The sequence below is a fragment of the Bacillus sp. NPDC077411 genome (assembly GCF_044543425.1).
GTDB classification, from domain to species: Bacteria; Bacillota; Bacilli; order Bacillales; family Bacillaceae_G; genus Bacillus_A; species Bacillus_A bruguierae.
On record NZ_JBITWA010000001.1, the window covers coordinates 484,599 to 504,386 of the forward strand.

Here is a 19,788-nt window from a genome sequence, read left to right on the forward strand (position 1 = left end):
TTTCACCTCAAGATTCCCAAACGTAACCGCTATGTGCGAGTACGATGCGGCCGTTAAAAATTTGTTTTGCCTCCGTTACCAAGTCTGATAACTCTCCTGCATGCGGCAAATGAGTTAAAAGCAGTTCTCCTACATTTGCATGTTTTGCAATTTCTCCTGCTTCTGTACTATTCATATGCCCAGCTTTTGATCCATCTTGATGTGCATACATGTTACATTCACAAATAAATATATCTGCATTTTGTGCAAATGAAACAAACTCTGGAATATAGCTCGAATCCGCTGTATATACAACAGTTTTCCCACCTGCTGTAATACGCATCGCAAAGCAAGTTACTGGATGTAATGTTTTTAAAAACGAAATAGAAAACGGACCAACTTGCAATGTTTCTTCCGGATGATATGCAATCCCCTTCGTATAAGGCGTATGTGTTAACGAGGCAAACCCATTTTCGTCAAAGGTATGTCCATAAATCGGCAGTTCTGGTAATACTCCATTTGTCAGGCTTGTAACTAAACGTGCATACTGAAGTACCCCAATATCAGCAACATGATCGTGATGATAATGCGATAATAGAACCGCATCTATGTCAGAAGGCGTTATGTATTTTTGAAGCTGTGCTAGTACACCGCTGCCACAATCGACAAGTAAACGAAAGCCATCGTGTTCAAATAAATATCCAGACGTTGCTTCTCCCACCTCTGGAAAACCGCCCCAAAAGCCGACAACCGTCATTTTCATATCCGTTCATCCTTTCTGTTTCACTTTCTATTTTACATTCTTAACTATAATTGATTTTCTACACATTTTCATTATTTTCAACTTTGTTATAAAACAGTTGTTGACTTTAATCTTTTGTACTAATACAATAATACTAACAAATGAAAATGGAGGGATTTACATGTTAGATCAACCGATGGAGTTTTTTAGAAATTTACCGGCAAAAACTTGTTCCCATTGCGGAAGAGAGATTGATGAGCAGCACGAAGCGTACCACAATAAGTGCGAAGATTGTACGCATGAAGAATAATAGATTATAAACATAAAAAAACCTAGCAGATATCATCTACTAGGCTAGCATCATTGTATTTTTCACTGTCGACCCTTTCACCAAGAGCTCCAGTTCAAACTCGTACACTTCTTTATTTCGATAATTTTTCGTATGAATTTTATCCATCATCAGTTCCACAACTTTACGCGCCATTTCATCAATTGGCTGATCAATCGTCGTAATGCCTGAGTCTGTAATTTGTGATAAGAACTGATTATTAAAACCAACTACAGCTAAATCATCAGGAATGCTCCAGCCCTGTTTGTTTGCTTCTGCGATAATTCCTGCTGCGACTTCATCTCCCCCTGCCAAAATAGCGGTAGGATTTTTTTTGTCTTGCAAAAACTCATAGAATATATTTTTTCCATCATCAATAGAGTAAGCGCTTTCAACAAAGTCAATTGACTCCACTTGTTTGCTTGCCTCTGTTACAGCACGCAAAAAGCCCATTTTTCTCTGCTGGTTGATCACCTTTGTCTCTCTGCCACGGCAAAAGACAAGATGACGATATCCTTGATCTAATACATGCTTCGCTGCTATGTACGCTCCCTGTGCATGATCAAAGTTTACAGTTGGAATGTTTGCTTCTTCAATATATTCATTGCATAAAACAATCGGTCCATGCTGTAAATAAGGCTCAACATCTTCCCAAGCATTTTCAAGTGAACATAAAATAATCCCATCTACTTGTTTCGTAGATAACAATTGTAAATACTCCAACTCTTTCTCTGGTAAATATCTTGTTTGACAAATAATCAGTTTATATTTATGATCTGAAGCCATAATTTCAATCGCCTCAATAAATTTACTGAAAAAAGGATTTGTCACACGCGGAACCAATACTGCAATTGTTTCCGTCTTTTGCTTACGTAGTCTTCTCGCCGCAGAATTCGGAACAAATCCAAGATGCTTCATTGCTAATTGTACTCTCTTTTTCTTTTCGTCGGATACATACGGATGGTTATTAATCACCCGAGAAACCGTTGTTCTTGATAACCCCGCTAATTTCGCTACGTCCTCGATCGTCGACACGAAATTCTCCCCCTTTAAATGAAAACGTTTTCTTAACTAGAATTATATAGTATATAATTGGAAACTGCAACACACCTTAATAAGAAATTACTATATTGATATTGTAAATGTTAAAAACAAGAAAAGTATACTTATAAACAGTAGAAAAAATATCGTTATAGAGGGGGATCAAGTTAATATTTTAACATACTCCAAAATACAAATTGAAAAAACAACAGTTCTATAAAAAATAAAAAAGAAACAATCGCGTCTACTGACGATCGTTTCTTCTTTGTTTTAATGCTCAAATGGTAAGTCAGACGTCAACTGCCCTTTTTCATTATGATTCACCACTACGACTCGATTATGCTCTATCAAAAAAACACCCTCTAACATTAGTAATGTCAATACATAAGCCACAAAAGTTTTTTCATACGCCGTCTTGCATACAGATAACTTGTTGTTAAGCCAATGCTTGCTTTGTCTTCCTCTTGAGAGTATCTTTCACTACAGTTTCCAGTGAATGTTTGATGATACGATAAGCTCACCTGTCTGAAATGAATCTTCTTGCATTTGAACTAGTAATTGATTTTTTCCTCTGCATGGCCTTCTCTGTATAGTGCCATCGTCAACATAATTACCCCTAATGAACCTGTAATCATTGCTTTTTTTCCCTTTCATATTTTTCACCTCGCATAATTTCCTGAGTTATTCAACTCACCTTAAGTATAATGTCTGTTTATGTCGAAAAAAAGAGACAATACCAATTTTTTAATAATTTTCTAATAATTGTAAAATTATACATTTCACTAAACAGAAGTTCTAATTGTTAGAGTTAAAAAAGAAAACACACTTGAAGGGTATATAGTAAGAAAAACAAAAGAAGATATTACGAAAAAGTTACACCTTTACACTTATCCTTGCATGGCATAAGAAGAAAAAATAGTGGGGGAAGAAAAGGCCCTGACCGTTTCTATGCGCGGCCAGATGCTCTCGTCCCCTCAAAAGAAAGAGGGCTTTATATCGTTTTTTACTTGTATATAAATAGGTCACCCTTCAAGCAACTGATAGATATCTTCTTTTACGGGAATAGAAGATATTGCTCCTTTTCCTGTCGTAGTAAGGGCACCGCTCGCATTCGCAAATGTTAGTATCTCCTGCCAATGCATATGAAGCACCTCTTCTACATTTTGTTGTCTCACGTTTTTCTCTAGCAATTTATACAGGAAACCGCCAATAAATGCGTCTCCTGCACCTGTTGTATCCTGCACTACAACACGATATCCATTTGATTGATACTGTCTATCTTTCATATATAATTCCGCACCTTGCGCTCCTTTTGTATAAATAACAACCTGTACATCTCCTATAAACAAGGACTCAATCGCCTCTTTTGGATCAGAAATGCCTGTAATAAACTCTAGCTCTTCATCTGAAATTTTAACGATATGTGCAAGCGGAATAAATTCCAGGATTGTTTTTCTACAATCTTCAGCATGTTTCCAAAGCGGCAGGCGTACGTTAGGATCGAAGCTGATAATCCCTCCATTTTCTTTCGCAGAGCGAATCGCCTTTATATGCGCATATTTCATCGGGCTTTCTACTAAATCAACGGAACAAAAATGAAGAATATCACCTTTTTCAAACCAGCTTTCATCTACCTCATTTTCATGAAACAACAAATCTGCAGAAGGATTGCGATAAAAAGAAAAATCACGTTCACCATCTTCGCGTAATGAGACGAAAGCAAGGCCTGTATTGGCTTCATTCGTTCTTGTAACCTTGTCTGTATTTACACCTACTTCTTGTAATTGTTCTAAAAGGAAATCGCCAAATGCATCGGTACCTAGTTTTGTAAGCATGCATGATTTTCCACCGTATTTTGCAACTGCAGCTGCCACATTCGCAGGTGCTCCTCCTGGAACTCGTTGAAATTCTACTACATCTTTTAGCGCCTTTCCCTTTTGAATAGGAATGAAATCAATTAAAACTTCTCCAATTGCATATAAGCTCTTCATACATTCCACCTCTTCTTATTCATAATCCCATTTTGTTGCTTGTAATCATACACTTCCTTCTTCAGCAAAAAAATAAATTTCTGTGCTGTCGGTTCTTGGAAAGATACGACTGGTACATACTTGTTCTCTATCATTATGGATTTATATACTTTGAATACCAAAAGTTATTGTAAAACACATCTGCACTCCCATACAACGAAACTCAACCTTACAATTTTGTAATGTTAATGTAATAATACGGAATTGTTCCTAATATATGTTTTTCTGTAAAATAATAGATATAGAGATCATTCAAACTATTTTTCAGGGGGAACAATCGTGAAAAAGGGCATCATCGTACTAGTAATCTTATACATCGTCCTAACTGTACAAACCATCAATTCACTTTTTGGAAAGGAACATTATAACGACGCTGTAAACAAGCTAAAAGAAACAAAAGAAGTATCCTCTTTTCAAACAGCGAAAGACGGTGTGATCCTATTAAAAGGAAACATAACAACTGAACAACCCGTTACAGATGAAACAAAAGTAAATAAAGAATTTGCTTTACTCGAGAAAAAATCATATAGAAGAAAAAAAGCAAGTTGGAAAACTACGGATACAGAAAAACATATTGCCGCGCATCTTTCTGTAAATGGTGAGTCACTTCCTACTCTAAACGAAAAAGAAGTTCGCTTGGCAATTGAGCCTATTCCACTTTCTTCACAAGACATTGCTACGACTGAGGAATACACTTTAAAAAAAGACGACACGCAATTAACGATACATAGTAAAGGATATCGCTATCACGGGATTGAAAATAACACGGAAGCTCTAATTTTTGGCGTTAAAAAAGGAAACGCACTTGAAGGATATAATGGTTCTGAAATTATAATAGGTAAAACAAAAGAAGAAATCACAAAAAATATGAAAATGAAAACATTCGCCGAAAAATATGCACCATTTGCTTGGCTCATTTTCACACTTATCCTTGTAAGTTACGGCGTACACCGTTCTCGTAAAAAGAAAAAGCTCTTTGGATAGATTGTTGTTTTTTGGCGATAAGAATAAGACCTCCGATCAAATCGAGGTCTTATTTATTTATGAACTATAGTGATATTAATCTTCATCACAATTTCCAACTTTAAACAATAATCCAAATAAATGCACAAGATCGAATCCGGAAATCAGCTTCGCGAATGTAAATATTTACTGAAATTTTATCTTTTGCGCACATTCGCATTTAGAATATTTTTGCATTTCCTGATAGTTCGTTTGATTTGCTGATTTTCAAAAAAATAAACCTCTGTACCTGACCAAATAAAAACCCAACACACAATGCTTAATACTCCTCCAATATAGGCATGATTGCTTGAAAGCTTCAAGTATATCACCCCAACAATAATACCAATCACAAACAACACAATAGTCTTTTTGACATTTCTAGCATATGTATATTCCTCTTCCTCCAAGAGATTAGAAAAAGTATTAAATGTGGCAGTCTTCAATGACTTTTCGTCAAAATCATTCTGACCGAAAAAAGATATTTCTATGTCTTTTCTTTTGCCACTGTGCAGCTTTGACAAAAGAAAATCTTCAAGGTCAGAGCTTAGGTGAACATCATCCGGGCTATAATATCTTGAAAACGGAGTATCCGTTTCATCTAAGTAGATATTTATACTTAATTCATCTTTCATGTTAACCATCCTTTAAATTCGATTTGCTATATATACAAGTTAAAAAAACGATATAAAAATCCCCTTTCCTGCCACATGCGAGGTTTAAAACAAAGAGAGAAAGCGAGTGCAGGTCATCGAAAAATGAAAATGGATGTATATAGTTGAAAGTCAACCTTTTATCAGTATGGTCAAGATCGCAACAATTCTTACGAAAACAGCGAAAGAAAAATAGCATCATATAATAAAAAAACTCCTTAACGTATAGGTAAGCGATTCAATTGTGTTCGAACGTAACATTTTTTACATTCACCTCCTAAATCATATGAAAATTATCTGTCATTTTTTTATCAACAAAAACCGAATATCAAAAATCCTTGAGATAAAAGAAACTTTCAAAAATGTAACTATGTGAATTAAATATCACTACTTCAAGCACAAAATTTTGGAAGATAAAATCAAGTTGAAATAACATTTTCAAAATACAGGAGGTCTTTAACATGAGTAAAATGAAAAAATTTGCAGGAATCGCATTCGCAGGTGCTATCGGATTAAGTACAATTTCCATCCCTCACGCTAGCGCAGAAGAAAAATCTATTACTAACTACAACCAAGAAAAAGTTGCTTCTAATGAGACATTTCATTTATCTATGGAAAATCAACAGAATACTAGTTTAAAACTTGCAGCTAGCGCTAATTTAAATGTTAATGTTGATGTCCTAGGTATCGCTGATAGAATTAGAGATGCTATCAATGCTAACGCTAACCGTTCCGGATTTGTAAAAAATGTAATGGAATCAACTTTTTACTCAGCAGGTCAGCGCTATAATGTAATGGTTTTTAATTTAAATCAAGGGTATGTTGAACAATTTAGAGGAGTTAAATTTTATGGTTCAACAAATTATAATGGAACAATTTACGGCATATGGGTGTTTGAAGACGGAGAATTCACCAATGAAGGAGATGGTGGATGGATTAACTGGGCATTTAAAGGTTGGTTTGATCGCAATGATAAGCATGTAAAATTTTATCGTCCATAATGTAAGTGCCTGAAAACCTAGCTTTAGTTAAATTGACTTCTCTATATATATCCAAATTAAAAAACCGACATAAAAACCTCTTTTTTTAGGGGGAGGACGAGAGCATCTGGCCGTGCATAGAAGCGGTCAAGGCCTTTTCCTGCCACATGCGATTTTTTAAAACAAAGGGAGAAAGCGAGTACAGGTCGTGTTGCAGTCTGCATAACAGCAACCTATATGTCGAAAAATTAAAATTGATTTATATAGTTGTTCCGTATGTTTTGCTCTAAAACAAGGTCAATTACATCATTAACTATACAGGTGGACGGTGAACCACAACTCACTTTCCATAACATAAAAAATCCTAAAGGCTACAAGCCTTTAGGATTTATCAATTATTCTGCGTCAGAAAATTTCCCATATTGACGCTTATGCATCCAAGTTAATGTACCAATTGTTCCAAGTGATAACAGAACAATGAAGATCATTAAAATGCCTGCGTTTTGCCACATAAAGCCAAAGTCTCCGCTTGAAACAACCGCTTTAAGTCCTGATACAGAATATGTCATCGGGAACCATGCGTTAAATACTTGCAGCGGTTCCGGAATTAACTCAAGTGGGAATGTACCCGCACTTGTTGTTAACTGTAAAATCAATGTCAAGATCGCAATAAAGCGTCCTGCATCGCCGAAAGTCGTTACTAAAAATTGAACTAATGCAATAAACGATAAACTTGTAATAATACTAAACAATACGAAGTACGGAACACTTTGTACTTTAACACCTAACCAAAGCAGTAATACTGCATCCGCCATCAGTGCTTGAATCACACCAACTGCAAGTAGTACTCCAAACTTACTAATAAACCAGCTAAATCCTGATTTCGGTATACCAACTGTTTCGCGTAACGGGAACACGATCGATAATAACAATGCCCCAACGAATAAGCCAAGAGATAAGAAGTACGGTGTAAAACCTGTTCCGTAGTTTGGAACTTCTGACACTTTCTCAGTTTTCACTTTCACCGGACTAGCGAACATGTCATATTTGTTCTCGTCGCCTTTTGTTTCACTTGTTTTCTCAGCACCTTCGCCAAGTTTTGTTGCTAGTTCTTTTGAACCGTTATTTGCTTCGCCAAGACCATTTGTTACTTGACCTGAACCGTCTTGTAAACGAACTAAACCACTTTGGAAATCCCCTTTTGGATCTACGAATTGCCCTAGACCACCTGAGATTTTTTGCGAACCATCAAGTAATGCACTTACTCCGTTTGCTAGTGGACCTGCACTATCTGCTAAAGTGTTTAAACCGCCTGTTATTTGTCCTGAGCCATCGAATAAAGCATTAATTCCACTTGCTAATGGGCCTGCACTATCTGCTAAGGTATTTAAACCGCCTGTGATCTGTCCTGACCCATTTGCTAATTTATTTAAGCCAGTTTGGAATTCCCCTTTTGAATCTGCTAACTGGCCTATTCCTCCTGTTACTTGCCCTGAGCCAGTTGCCAATTTATTTAGACCTGCTATTGATTTCTCCGACAGCTGATTGATTCCTTTATTTAAATCACCTGCACCACTTGCAAGTTTCGTTGCTCCGGCTTCAATTTTTTCAGCACCTTTTTCTCCAGCCAAACCTTGTACGCCTTGCGCAACTCCTGCTGTACCTTTAGAAACTTGTTCATTACCAGCCATTATTGCTTGGACAGTTGGCTGTAGTTGTTTTCTATACTCTTCTGGTAAACTTTCAATTTGTTTATTTAAATCCGCTAAGTTTTTTGAAACTTGTTGAGCCCCTCCGGCTGTCTGTTTCGCAACACCACTTAGTGTATCAGCTTGTTTCTTCCATTCAGATACCCCTTGTGAAAGTTCAGAAGCTCCTGTGCTTACCTCTTGTGCACCGTTTTTAGCTGCTTTTAATCCAGATTGATAATCACCTTGTGGATTAATATATTGCTTTAATCCACCTGTAATTTGTTGCGAACCATCTAATAACTGACCTAAACTTGATTGCAATTTCCCTTCAGGATTAATTAGTTCATTTAGGCCACCTGTTATTTTTTGTGAACCACCTAATAACTGATTCACTCCACCTGGCATCGCGCTTACTTTACTATTTAACTCGCCTAAGCCATTTGTAATTTTCTGTGAACCACCTAATAACTGATTCACTCCACCTGGCATGCCACTTACTTTACTATTTAACTCGCCTAAGCCATTTGTAATTTTCTGTGAACCATCTGATAATTGATTCAATCCATCATTAGCTTTCCCAGATAATTCACCTAAACCATTTGTGATTTGCTGTGAGCCATCTTTTAACTTCCCAGTTCCATCATGAATCTTACCAGCTCCATCACTCGCATCAGCAAAGCCTTTCGATACATCTTTTAATGAATCAAACATTGTCTCAGCATATGTTTTCGTTACTGTGGCTGATACTTCGCTTTTAATTTTTTCAATGGCTGATCCACCAATTTGCGAGGATAAGAAGTTTAAGCTTTCATTCGGAATGTACTCTAATTTTGATTTTTTAGGGTGTGCATCCAACAATGTTGTTGTATTTTTAGAAAAGTCACTTGGAATGCGGACCGTCATGTAGTATTTCCGATCATCCATTCCTTTTTTTGCTGTTTTCTCGCTGACAAACTCCCATTTGAAGCCTTTCTTTTCTTTCAAATTATTAACAAGTTCTTTACCGGCTTCAATCGGTTTTCCATTATACACTACACCTTCATCAAGATTTACAACTGCAACTGGTAAATCATCTAATCGGTCATATGGATCCCAAAACGCACCTAAGAACATACCAGCGTACAATACTGGAATAAATAAGACTGCAATAATGGGAATTAAGATTTTTTTGCTTCTGATAATCGTAGCAAACTCTTGTCCAAGCAGTTTCAATCCTCGCATTGTTTACTCCCCCTTTTTTAATTATTGACCGTTTTGTTCATTCAGTCAGTTTTTGTAAAAAAAGAAGAAAATAACGACCAATTCATCCTCTCGTATGTTCTGCTATCTTCTTACAATTCCTCCTCCACAAACTTCTGACCGAATCATTCATTTGGTCATATTTTATAATAATAAGAGGATTATCTCATTTTGACAATCCTTTTAATAAATATAATTCAAAAAGTTCAGCAATATGCTCTTTTTCTAACGGTTCATGATATTTTTCCCAATCAAAAATGAGAGATATATACAAACGAACCATGATAAATGCTGTAATTTCTGGGTCACATGCCGTAACTTCACCTTTTGCAATTGCAGCTTCAAGATGCGATTTAATAAATGTAATAATTGCCGAATCCAATTGCTGCATAACATCTTGCACTTCTTTTGTTCCCATATCTCGTTCTTCTTGAATGAGCTTAATCATAAGTTGATGGTCTTTTCGAAATTCTAAAATACTGTATAATGCACGATGTACGTTTTCAAAAAATGACATAGTTGGATCGATTGTTGTTTCTGCGGCTTGTTTCATTTCTGTAATTAAATTAGAGATAATTTCACCAAACAACTCTTCCTTATTTTTAAAAAACGTATAAATTGTCCCTTTTCCGACATTGGCTAACTTTGCAACTTGATCCATCGTAGTTGCTTTATACCCAAATGCTGAAAAAGATTTTGTTGCTGCTTCAATAATTGCTCGTTTTCGATCAATTGCCACGTTTTCACCTCCAAAATGACCATTTGAACATTTCGGTCATATAGTACGTTTATGATATTACCATAGCTTCCCATCTTTTTCAAGTTTTATTTCTTATTACATTGTAACAAAAAAGTGTCAATGTAGGAAAAAACAAAAGAATCGTACATGGAAATATTGAAATCACTATTATTTTATATATAATGATTATTATAATATTATAGTTAGAAAGGAAGATAAAATGAAAAAAATTATCTCAACACTATGTATAGCTGGAACGACTTTAAGTATTTTAGGAGCATTCCCTCAACATAGCTATGCTCATCTCGATCAAATTGATTTAAATGAGAATGATCCCATTGCTGAAAAATGGTCTGCAGAGGCTCCGTATCATTCTGATAAAAGTACACATTTATGGATTGCAAAACAAGCTATTGAAATTATGAAAACAGAATCTAATGTGGAAACAAATAAACAGGCTGTAGACTTCTTAAATTTCCCGCAATATAAAGATTTATTTTCAAAAGGATTATATGATGCAGATTATAATTCTGAATTTAACGATGGCGGGTTAGGAATCGGCGGAGTTTTCAAAGGAGGATGGAAGTCTCACTTTTATGATCCTGATACTCAGAAAAATTATAGAGGTGAAACAGATCCAACAGCTCTTACACAAGGAAAGAAATACTTTTATGAATCTGGAGAGCATTTTCGAAATAAAGATTATGAAAAAGCTTTCTATTATTTAGGAGTAGCCACGCACTACCTTACAGATGCTACACAGCCTATGCATGCAGCAAATTTTACCGCAATTGATACAAGGGCTATCAAATATCATAGTGCCTTTGAAAATTATGTGACAACCATTCAAAATCAATTTGCAGTCAATACTGGCGGGAATTATAACGATTCTTTCACTAAACCTGAAGAATGGATTGATTATGTAGCAAAGGTAGCTAAACCTGAAATCCAGAATATCACTAATGACAATACATTGAAGTATTACAATAGTGGTAAAGAACAATTGTGGCAAGAGATGGTTATCCCTGCTGTGCAGCGAAGCTTAACAGCAGCTCAGCGCAATACAGCAGGTTTCTTAAATCTTTGGTTTAAAACTTTTGCTAAAAATGAGCAGGCTCCAAGTATAGAGAAGGCATTAATCTATGATGCAGAAGGAAATGTCGTAGAAGCAGGGAAAAACTATTATATCGTACCAAGTGAATCTCCTTATCAAGGTTTAACATTTAAATGGTATGCAGGAACTCGTTACGATTATGTGTTACTTGCAAATGGAAATAATAATACACAATCTGGTACACCTATAGAATTTGAATTTTACAAAGAAAATGACGCAAAATTGCACCATGGTGAGAGCGTATATCTTCACATGAAGAACTCGAATTATAATGAATATCAATATTTAAATTGGTCTAAGTATTCTAGTTGGGTTCACCTTGCTCAAAAATCTGATAGTTTAGCTGACTTTAAAATTCAAATTAATCCGAATAACCCTACAGAATATAATATCTTTACAGATGGTTATCCATTAAATTATGAAAATGTAAATGCAGAAAAAAGTTGGATTGTACTAGGTGAAAAAACGCAAAAACCTAGCTCATGGAAGTTTGTACCTTGCAGATAAATTGCTGCTACCTTTTCGTGCAGAATGAGTATTTTTGTATGCAACATAACAACTTATATATTGAAACATAAAAAGAACCTCACTCGTTCTTCTTATGTGAACTGTACCCCGAATCATGTCCCTGATTCGGGGTTTTTGTACGTCGTTGCCCACCACCACCTCGTTATAATGAAAACAATGATAAACTTAGAATAGTAAAATCGACGTTTTTTCATATCGAATTGCTTAGCTTATACGTTTGTTAAAATGTGGGCATTTATGGTGATACTTTACTTTAAAAAAAAACCATTATTTCCACATATTATAGATTGCAATTATAATTTTTAAAGTTATACTTTTTGTATAACTTTAAAAATTGGTATTACCAATTATAAACTATACAGAAATAATAACTACTCTGCGATACCACTACATCTTGTGATAAGACAGGTAAACATATTCTAACTATCTTATATCTTCATGAGGTGACTAAATCGTCACCAGAAATATTTATATAAGTTACGTATTAGGGTTGAGTTTTTAGGAGGTTTAAATGAGGAGAATATTGCCAGGGGCCATTTTGTCTCATACCCAGTATGGGTATTTAAAGGTGCCAAAAAATGTCAAAAGTCAGTGTCCTAAATGCGGTAAATCAGGTGAATTTACGTTAAAAACGAATTATTATCAAGTTACAAAAAGAGGATTATTCGCAGAAGGGATTTGTTCTGAATGTAAAAAGCCATCAGAATTTGTGCTTATGTTTAATTCGAATCGATTAAATAGAGAATTAGAAGTTTATATTTATAGTCCTTCGGATTTAAGAGATCCTTTGGACCAGCTTGAACGCAATAAACATATCCCTATAGACCTTGTCAGGGCATATCGCTCTGCTTTAAATGTCAGTCAGTCAAAAGATAATTCTGCTGCTGCAGTAATGTCAAAACGAGTTCTTGAAAGTGTCCTCAAACATTTTCTTGGAGAGGATAGTAATGGGCTGTCTCTTTCCCAGCAATTTCAACAATTGCCAAACTATATCGATTTAACTAAACAAATTCAAGATGTTGGCTACCTCGTTCATCCGGACGGTTCTTTTTATGAAATGCTTGAATTGAAACGGGAAATTGATGATGAAACAATAACTTTAGTAACAGAATTATTAGAAGTCCTTATCGAATATTTATTTGTGTTGCCTGAAAAAATCGAATCAATACATGATAAGATTGAACAGAAATTTAAAAAAGGGTAACACGTACATTTTGATGTTTTTATACGCTAAGAGATTTTCAAAAACCAATAGCATGATTTCAATTGGGATTTTGATTTTAATTTAAAGATGAGTTTTGAGACGCCATTTAAGCTATTTTTAGCTTTTTTTACGTTGAAGTTCATTTGTCTCAAATACCTACCGACGTTTTTGAGATTAGTTGATTTTCTTAGATTAGTAAAATCAACGTTTTTTCATGCCAAATTTTGCTTAGCGTATATTTTCGTTAAAATACGAACGGTACCCCCTAATATAGAAATATACTATTGTACCTTGGGCTTTTTGTAAGTTCAACTACTTTGTGTAAGAGCAAAGAAAAAAACAATAATCGATTGAAACAGTGCGACCAAGGCCAGTAATTGAGACAAAGAAATTAAAAAAGATGGATCCGATACAACATCGAAACCATCTTTTATGCGTTTAAGTTCTAAAGCCTTTTATTAAACTGTCCATTTTATAGGGTGCATTTTCACTTACCAGGCAATACAAGCCCATTGAACGCAGTTCTTCTTATTACGAAGCTTTCTTTAAATCAATTTGTGCAAGCACCGGATCATGGTCACTCATACGACCGTGTTCTTCCATAACATTCGAGTTTAAATGAACTGGATCAACAATTGTATGCGGTGCAATGTTATTCGTTACGAAAATGTGATCTAATACTTGTGCATTTCCATCATGAATATATGTGTAACGATTTTCTTGTGGAACTGTTTCAAGCATTTCTTTCATAATGTCGCCTTTTAATGCTTGCATTGGTTTTGAGAAGTCGAAGTCGTTCATATCACCAAGGGCAACAACTGGTGCGTTTGCATGTCGTCCTTGAATGCCTTTTACGAAACCATTTACTTCCTCAGCAAGCTGCACGCGTCTTGCTTCACTTTTTAATACAAGCGGCTGGATTTTTCCAAATGGCGATGCATCTCCTAATTTAGAGTTTAAATGATTGGAAATAACAACGATATTTTGCCCTTGGAATGTAAACTCAGCAGCTAACGGCTTACGTGTGTCGTCAAATAATGTATTATTTTGTCCAATTCGTACAACATTTTTCTCAAGTAAAACTGGTTTTTGTGCTAATTTCACGCGAGATGGATTATAGAAGAAACCAACGCGAATATTCGCTCCTGGCGCACCGCCATCTTTATTATTTTCTGGTGCAATTTCTACATACTCATACTTTGGTCCGCGAATTGCTTGAATCGCATCAATTAAGCGCTTTGCACTAAGCGATGCATCTGTTGTGCCATCATTCATTGTTCCATTGTTATCTTGCATTTCTTGAACACCAATAATATCTGGCATTTTTAAATTGTATTTAATAGCGTAAGCAAGACGTCTTACTTTCTCATCGGACGTGTCTTTTTTATTCGCTGAGAAGTTCTCAATATTATATGTTGCAATTGTTAGTTTATCAAGGCGCGGTTGAATGTTTGCACCAAATTGTTTAAATCCGCCGTCTTGCAGTGCTGGAAGCTCTGCAATTGGTGAAATACGATAATTTCCGTAATCATAACCAACGATACCCGTTACATCTCCAAGAAGTTGATCTCCTGATTTTGCTACATAATTACGTGCAACTTTAATAGAGAGGCGCTCTGGATTTGCATTGTCAGCTTTCAGCAGCGGCGTTCCAAATTTTGTCGTTACTTTCTGGCTGCCATTCGCAGTTGTTACATATAAATTACCATTTTTTTGCGGTCCAACGACTTTTGGCTGCGGCACAGTTACAAGCATGCCTTCTAAACTTTCATAAAAATCAATTGCATCTTCTGCTGGATCGAAAATGCCAAATCCATCATTATCAATAATTGTATCTGGTATTTTCACACCATTTTCCCCTAATACAACTGCTTCAGGTAATTTTTGATTACTCTCTTTCACGATAACGTACTTTGCTTTAATTTCTGTAATCGATAAATCTGTATCAAAACGATCTGCATATCCTTGTCCGATAAACTCTTCCACTTGTCCATCGACAGAAACGAGGTCACCTACTTTTACACCGCTATCTTTTTTATAAACATAAATCCCTTCTGACGTAGCTGGATCTTCATCAGATTGCGGGTCTTGCATATAAAATCCAGATTTATCTACTTGTGTCACAATACCAGTAACCGCTTTCACATCTTTTCCATTATAAGAAGAAATATGAGACTTCCCTTGAATATCGTGAATACGAACTGGTTCATTTTTTATCATTGTAAACGAGAATGTCGCGATATTAGAATTTTCAAATCCCTCTTTCACGGCAATCGCTTTAATGACACTATTTTCATTCAGTATAATTTGTTCATTATAGCGAATACTTTGAGACGTTGGATTTGACCCATCTAACGTGTAATAGATGGCAGCACCTTCTGCTCTAGTTGATAATGTTACCGCTGTTCCCTTTTCTACTTCGCCCCCGTTTGGACTAGCAATGACATCGCTTACTTTTTGAGTTTCTTTATCTTGAAACGCATAAGCTGTAACAGCCTTTAGTCCTGGGCTACCAAAATAACTATCTAACGTACCTGTTAGACGCACTTTTTTCCCCATATTTTCTGGATGATCTTTTACATTCACTGCTTTACGAACTTCACCTATCGGCAGCTGAACAGGCATAATTTTATCAGCGTTCACTTCATCTGGAGAAGCGGCAATTGCAACGTTTGTATCTCCAAATTTCGCTGGCTCTTTCGTATATTTACCTGCATTTTGTGTGTATCCAACAATATACCCTTCTACAGCTGCTTGTTTCTTACCTTGCTGTTGAAACAACTGAATTGCTTCATCGACAGTTAACACTTGTTCCTGTTCGGCCTTTGCTACAATATCCACTGCTAGTAAAACAAATACAAATGAAAAAAAGATAATTGCTAGTTTTTTCAAAGAAATCCTCCCCCTACATGTTTTTCTCAATGCCTAGCATGTCTATCATAGCAGAGTTCTTTATAAAGGACATTATATTTATATATAAATTTACAAAAAATTAATTTCCCACTAAAACAGGGGATTCATTTTCCCTCTTGCGACCATTTGATGAATAAAGTTCGTTACTTTCTATGGAATCTTTGAAAAATGTTTTTCTAATTAATATGTGTAAAACAGACTGTAATAAAAAACAATTCTCGTTCATCAGAAATTGATAAATTCATACCAAAAACGCCATCCTTTCTGTATATTCTTACAGAAAAAATAGCGCTTTTTTATATGAATATAAAATTATTTTAGCTTAATAGCACTTTAGAACAGTTCCTCTTTCTCTATAAAAAATTATATACCTGCCCAAACATCCTTTGCATATCTTCCTTCATATTGCAAATTATCAAGCCAAGTTTTTGCTTTTTGATCATCAACACCATGATAAATTTGATAGCCTTCGCATAAAGCTCTCTCTACATCTGGAGCCATTCGACTTCCATCTCCGCATATATAGAGGTGACCACCCTCATCAAGCAAACGAATTAATTTGCTTGCATCCTGTTTCATCAGATGTTGTACGTAGGTTTTAGGTTGGTCCTCTAAACGAGAGAACGCTGTATGAAGCGTTACTAATCCATCCTCCCCAGCACGCTCTAACTCTTCACGGTAAAGATAATCCTGCTCAGGATGACGACAACCAAAGTATAGATGTGCCTCTCCTAATTTATGACCCTCTTGCTTTTGAACACGACGTGCTTGCAAAAATCCTAAGAATGGAGCAACTCCTGTTCCAGGCCCAACCATAATAATTGGCTTCTCAGGATTTTCTGGCAAGTGAAACCCTGATTGCGGATTACGGATAAAACATGCGATAACATCTCCTACTTGCCGCTTAGCCAAATAGTTTGAAGCAACTCCCAGGTATTCACCATGCCCGCTCCAAGATGGCCCTCGTACGACACCCACTGTGATACTCGCACGATTTGAAACAAATTGCGGTGAACTAGAAATTGAATAGTATCGGACTTTTAAAGGTGAAAGAAGCTCTAAAAACCTTTCAAACGGCAATTCACAAGCAGGATATTTCTCAAGTAAATCGAGCATAGTTGTACGTTTTTGAAGAATACTCGTTTTGTATGCATCTTCCTCTAAAAGAGCCTCTAACTCTTGTTTATGAGGCGGACAAACCGTATATGCCGCTAATTCACGAAGCTGGGCCCGTGTCACTGGCTCTTGTAATTCCACATAATTTGCTAGCAGTTCATACACACATACGCACTGTTTTAAAGGAAGATGTGCCATGTTATGATCGCTTCCACTCAGAAGAAGAACATCTTTCCCTTTTAGTCCATATCGTTGTAAAACACGTTCTACAAGCTCTTTTCTATTCTGCGGGAACACTCCTAGATGATCACCCTCTTGGTATTTAGTACCTTCAGGCAAAATAACGTCAATATGGCGCGTACTGTGTGCACTCTCCTTTGTTTGAAGCTCACGATTTTCTATAACGTAAGCCGAAAGTGCATGATATGTTTTCGCAAGAGGAGTACTTGTCAATTCACTAACAAATTGTAATTTAAGTTTATTTTCCGAACGTCCTTCATTTTTAGTTACTTCTAAATGAAAAGCTTTTGCTACATCTTCCCATAACTGATTTTTCCACTCATCAAATTGGAACTCAAAGTCTTCATTCACATCGCCTTCACCACGTATAGTCAGACGAGCCGCACCCTTTAATGCCAAGTTTTCATCAATCAACCTTGGGATACGTTGATATGTACTAGCCCAACTACGGTTGCCACATCCAAAAACAGCATACTTCACTCCTTTAAGTGTTTCATCCTCTAACTCGCTTATCCAATGCACAAATTCCTTTGCGTTATCAGGTGCATTACCATTATACGAGGAAGTGATAATACACACGACTCCATCTCTAGGAAGCTTTTCAATATACTCATCAAGCGGTGCCACCTCACTCTGAAAGCCTTGAGAGCGAGCTGTATCAGCAAGTTTTCGTGCAATTCCTTCCGCAGTTCCAAGGTTGGATCCATAAAGTACTAGTAGCGGTGTATGATGCGAATCGACAACAGTTTTGAAGTTATGTTTTGTTTCTTGTTCTTTTTGTATTGTCATTCTTGGATCAGAAACAGCTAATGTAACTTTTTTAGTTCGTGGTTTGACACACATAGTAAATCCATCTGGTTTCAAAGTTAATGTTTCCTTAACTTTTAATTGATAGTCTGTATGGTCTATAATTTCAAAATGTTGCAGAATCATACCTAATACTAAAGTAGCTTCCTGAAGTGCAAATTGTTGTCCAATACAAGCTCTTTGCCCATTTCCAAATGGCTTATATGCATGCGGGGCAATTTGTTCCATGTTTTCAAATCTCTCAGGTTGGAAATCTTCAACAGCATCCCCCCATACACTCATATCACGGTGAAGCTTTGGTATGAGAACTGTAACTTCTCTTCCTTTTTCTATATGGTATCTTCCCCCAAGAAGTGTATCTTCTTTTGCATAAAGTGAAATAGCTGGGGCTGTTGGCCACAAACGTAACGTCTCATTGAGAATCATACGAATGTATTTAAGTTTTTGAACTTGCTCGTATGTAGGAATCGTTTCTGTTAAAACTTGATCTACTTCTTCATATGCCTTCTTAAGCTTATCAGGGTGTTTCAAAAGAAAATATAGTGCAAATGACAATAGACCACTAGTCGTCTCATGCCCAGCTATTAAAAAAGTAATGATTTGAAAACGAATATTTTCATCGTCCAACATTTCACCTGTTTGCGGATCTTTCCCATTCAACATATGAGTTAGCAAGTCATTTCCATTTTGATTATCACTTTCTTTACGCTCTGCAATAATATTATCTACCAAATCAAACATAGATTGAATGTCTTGCTTAAACTGACGTTTCTTCATAACCATTAATTTATCTTGTATGCCTAAGCGTTGCGATTGATTCATTGCTTCTTCAAGCGAACGGACCATGCTAGTAATAAAAGGATGCGACGTATCACGATAAAAGCTATTAAAGCGGTAATTAAATCCACATAATCCAATCGTATCTAGCGTCAGGCGTGTCATGTCTTCTGGTACATCAATACTTTCATTAGGGTTGAGACGCTCCCACTTTTGAACCAATTGCATAGCGATATCAACCATCATAGCGTGATATCCCTTCATAGCTTGCTGACTAAAACTAGGAAGAAGAATGTTATGTGCCTTATGCCAGTTTGGTTCGTTTGTCCAACTCGTAAATAACCCGTCGCCAGCAAATGCACGAACATTTTGTAAAGCGGTTCCAATACTCTTTTCAAAACGAGATTCATCACATACTTCCGCCACTAATTCATGATTAGAAACAATGGTACGAGTCCTTCCAGGCAATTCAAGTTGAAAAATTGGCCCATACTCATATGAAAGCTTTACAATGGATTGCATGGGCTCTTCTCCCTTTAACAACGGTAAATTGCGAAGTGGACCAAAAGTTTTAGGCTGTGGAATATTGCTAATCCCTTTCATATAAAAAATCCTTTCCTTTAATAAAGTGAAACTTTCATCAGTGAAGAGTTTTTCATTCCTCT

Annotated in this window: 14 protein-coding genes; 5 read left to right on the forward strand and 9 right to left on the reverse strand. The window is 36.1% G+C overall.

What is annotated here, in order from left to right:
* Positions 1 to 7: 7 nt before the first annotated feature.
* Positions 8 to 742 (reverse strand): MBL fold metallo-hydrolase, encoded by a 735-nt coding sequence (locus ACIGHG_RS02465; RefSeq protein WP_336472230.1) that lies wholly within the window; start codon positions 740 to 742, stop codon positions 8 to 10.
* Positions 743 to 902: 160 nt separating this feature from the next.
* Between ACIGHG_RS02465 and yhfH the strand changes: the two genes are divergently transcribed.
* The gene (yhfH, locus tag ACIGHG_RS02470) at positions 903 to 1,031 is read left to right on the forward strand and encodes a protein YhfH (protein WP_090915666.1); all 129 of its coding nucleotides are present in this window, start codon (positions 903 to 905) and stop codon (positions 1,029 to 1,031) included.
* A gap of 39 nt (positions 1,032 to 1,070) precedes the next feature.
* Here the strand turns inward: yhfH and ACIGHG_RS02475 are convergent, their stop codons facing one another.
* The 3 genes from ACIGHG_RS02475 to ACIGHG_RS02485 all read right to left on the reverse strand — a co-directional run bounded on the left by ACIGHG_RS02475 (position 1,071) and on the right by ACIGHG_RS02485 (position 4,222).
* Entirely contained in the window at positions 1,071 to 2,084 is a 1,014-nt protein-coding gene (locus ACIGHG_RS02475) for a LacI family DNA-binding transcriptional regulator (protein ID WP_090915663.1), read from the reverse strand.
* 1,028 nt (positions 2,085 to 3,112) lie between these two features.
* Positions 3,113 to 4,081: a carbohydrate kinase family protein gene (locus ACIGHG_RS02480; RefSeq protein WP_396546991.1), complete on the reverse strand. Its 969-nt coding sequence runs from the start codon at positions 4,079 to 4,081 to the stop codon at positions 3,113 to 3,115.
* Between the two features lie 45 nt (positions 4,082 to 4,126).
* On the reverse strand, positions 4,127 to 4,222 hold the full coding sequence (locus tag ACIGHG_RS02485; protein WP_336472370.1) for a GH32 C-terminal domain-containing protein: 96 nt from the start codon (positions 4,220 to 4,222) through the stop codon (positions 4,127 to 4,129).
* 177 nt (positions 4,223 to 4,399) lie between these two features.
* Between ACIGHG_RS02485 and ACIGHG_RS02490 the strand changes: the two genes are divergently transcribed.
* Positions 4,400 to 5,104 carry a hypothetical protein gene (locus ACIGHG_RS02490; protein ID WP_396546993.1) on the forward strand — a complete coding sequence of 235 codons (705 nt, stop codon included), beginning with the start codon at positions 4,400 to 4,402 and terminating at the stop codon, positions 5,102 to 5,104.
* A 176-nt stretch (positions 5,105 to 5,280) separates the two neighbouring features.
* Here ACIGHG_RS02490 and ACIGHG_RS02495 read toward each other — a convergent pair whose 3' ends face one another.
* Entirely contained in the window at positions 5,281 to 5,757 is a 477-nt protein-coding gene (locus tag ACIGHG_RS02495) for a hypothetical protein (protein WP_396546995.1), read from the reverse strand.
* Between the two features lie 488 nt (positions 5,758 to 6,245).
* On the opposite strand from ACIGHG_RS02495, the gene ACIGHG_RS02500 reads away from it, so the two are divergent.
* Positions 6,246 to 6,776 (forward strand): hypothetical protein, encoded by a 531-nt coding sequence (locus tag ACIGHG_RS02500; RefSeq protein WP_396547192.1) that lies wholly within the window; start codon positions 6,246 to 6,248, stop codon positions 6,774 to 6,776.
* 374 nt (positions 6,777 to 7,150) lie between these two features.
* Here the strand turns inward: ACIGHG_RS02500 and ACIGHG_RS02505 are convergent, their stop codons facing one another.
* The gene (locus tag ACIGHG_RS02505) at positions 7,151 to 9,667 is read right to left on the reverse strand and encodes a YhgE/Pip family protein (protein ID WP_396546997.1); all 2,517 of its coding nucleotides are present in this window, start codon (positions 9,665 to 9,667) and stop codon (positions 7,151 to 7,153) included.
* A 184-nt stretch (positions 9,668 to 9,851) separates the two neighbouring features.
* The gene (locus tag ACIGHG_RS02510; RefSeq protein WP_336472235.1) at positions 9,852 to 10,424 is read right to left on the reverse strand and encodes a TetR/AcrR family transcriptional regulator; all 573 of its coding nucleotides are present in this window, start codon (positions 10,422 to 10,424) and stop codon (positions 9,852 to 9,854) included.
* Positions 10,425 to 10,644: 220 nt separating this feature from the next.
* On the opposite strand from ACIGHG_RS02510, the gene ACIGHG_RS02515 reads away from it, so the two are divergent.
* On the forward strand, positions 10,645 to 12,045 hold the full coding sequence (locus ACIGHG_RS02515) for a zinc dependent phospholipase C family protein (RefSeq protein WP_336472236.1): 1,401 nt from the start codon (positions 10,645 to 10,647) through the stop codon (positions 12,043 to 12,045).
* A gap of 532 nt (positions 12,046 to 12,577) precedes the next feature.
* On the forward strand, positions 12,578 to 13,270 hold the full coding sequence (locus ACIGHG_RS02520; protein ID WP_396546999.1) for a hypothetical protein: 693 nt from the start codon (positions 12,578 to 12,580) through the stop codon (positions 13,268 to 13,270).
* Positions 13,271 to 13,801: 531 nt separating this feature from the next.
* Here ACIGHG_RS02520 and ACIGHG_RS02525 read toward each other — a convergent pair.
* Together ACIGHG_RS02525 and ACIGHG_RS02530 are read right to left on the reverse strand one after the other, a co-directional pair.
* Positions 13,802 to 16,168 carry a DUF6359 domain-containing protein gene (locus ACIGHG_RS02525; protein ID WP_396547194.1) on the reverse strand — a complete coding sequence of 789 codons (2,367 nt, stop codon included), beginning with the start codon at positions 16,166 to 16,168 and terminating at the stop codon, positions 13,802 to 13,804.
* 378 nt (positions 16,169 to 16,546) lie between these two features.
* Positions 16,547 to 19,726, reverse strand: a complete 3,180-nt coding sequence (locus ACIGHG_RS02530) for a bifunctional cytochrome P450/NADPH--P450 reductase (RefSeq protein WP_396547001.1) — start codon at positions 19,724 to 19,726, stop codon at positions 16,547 to 16,549.
* Positions 19,727 to 19,788 lie beyond the last annotated feature (62 nt).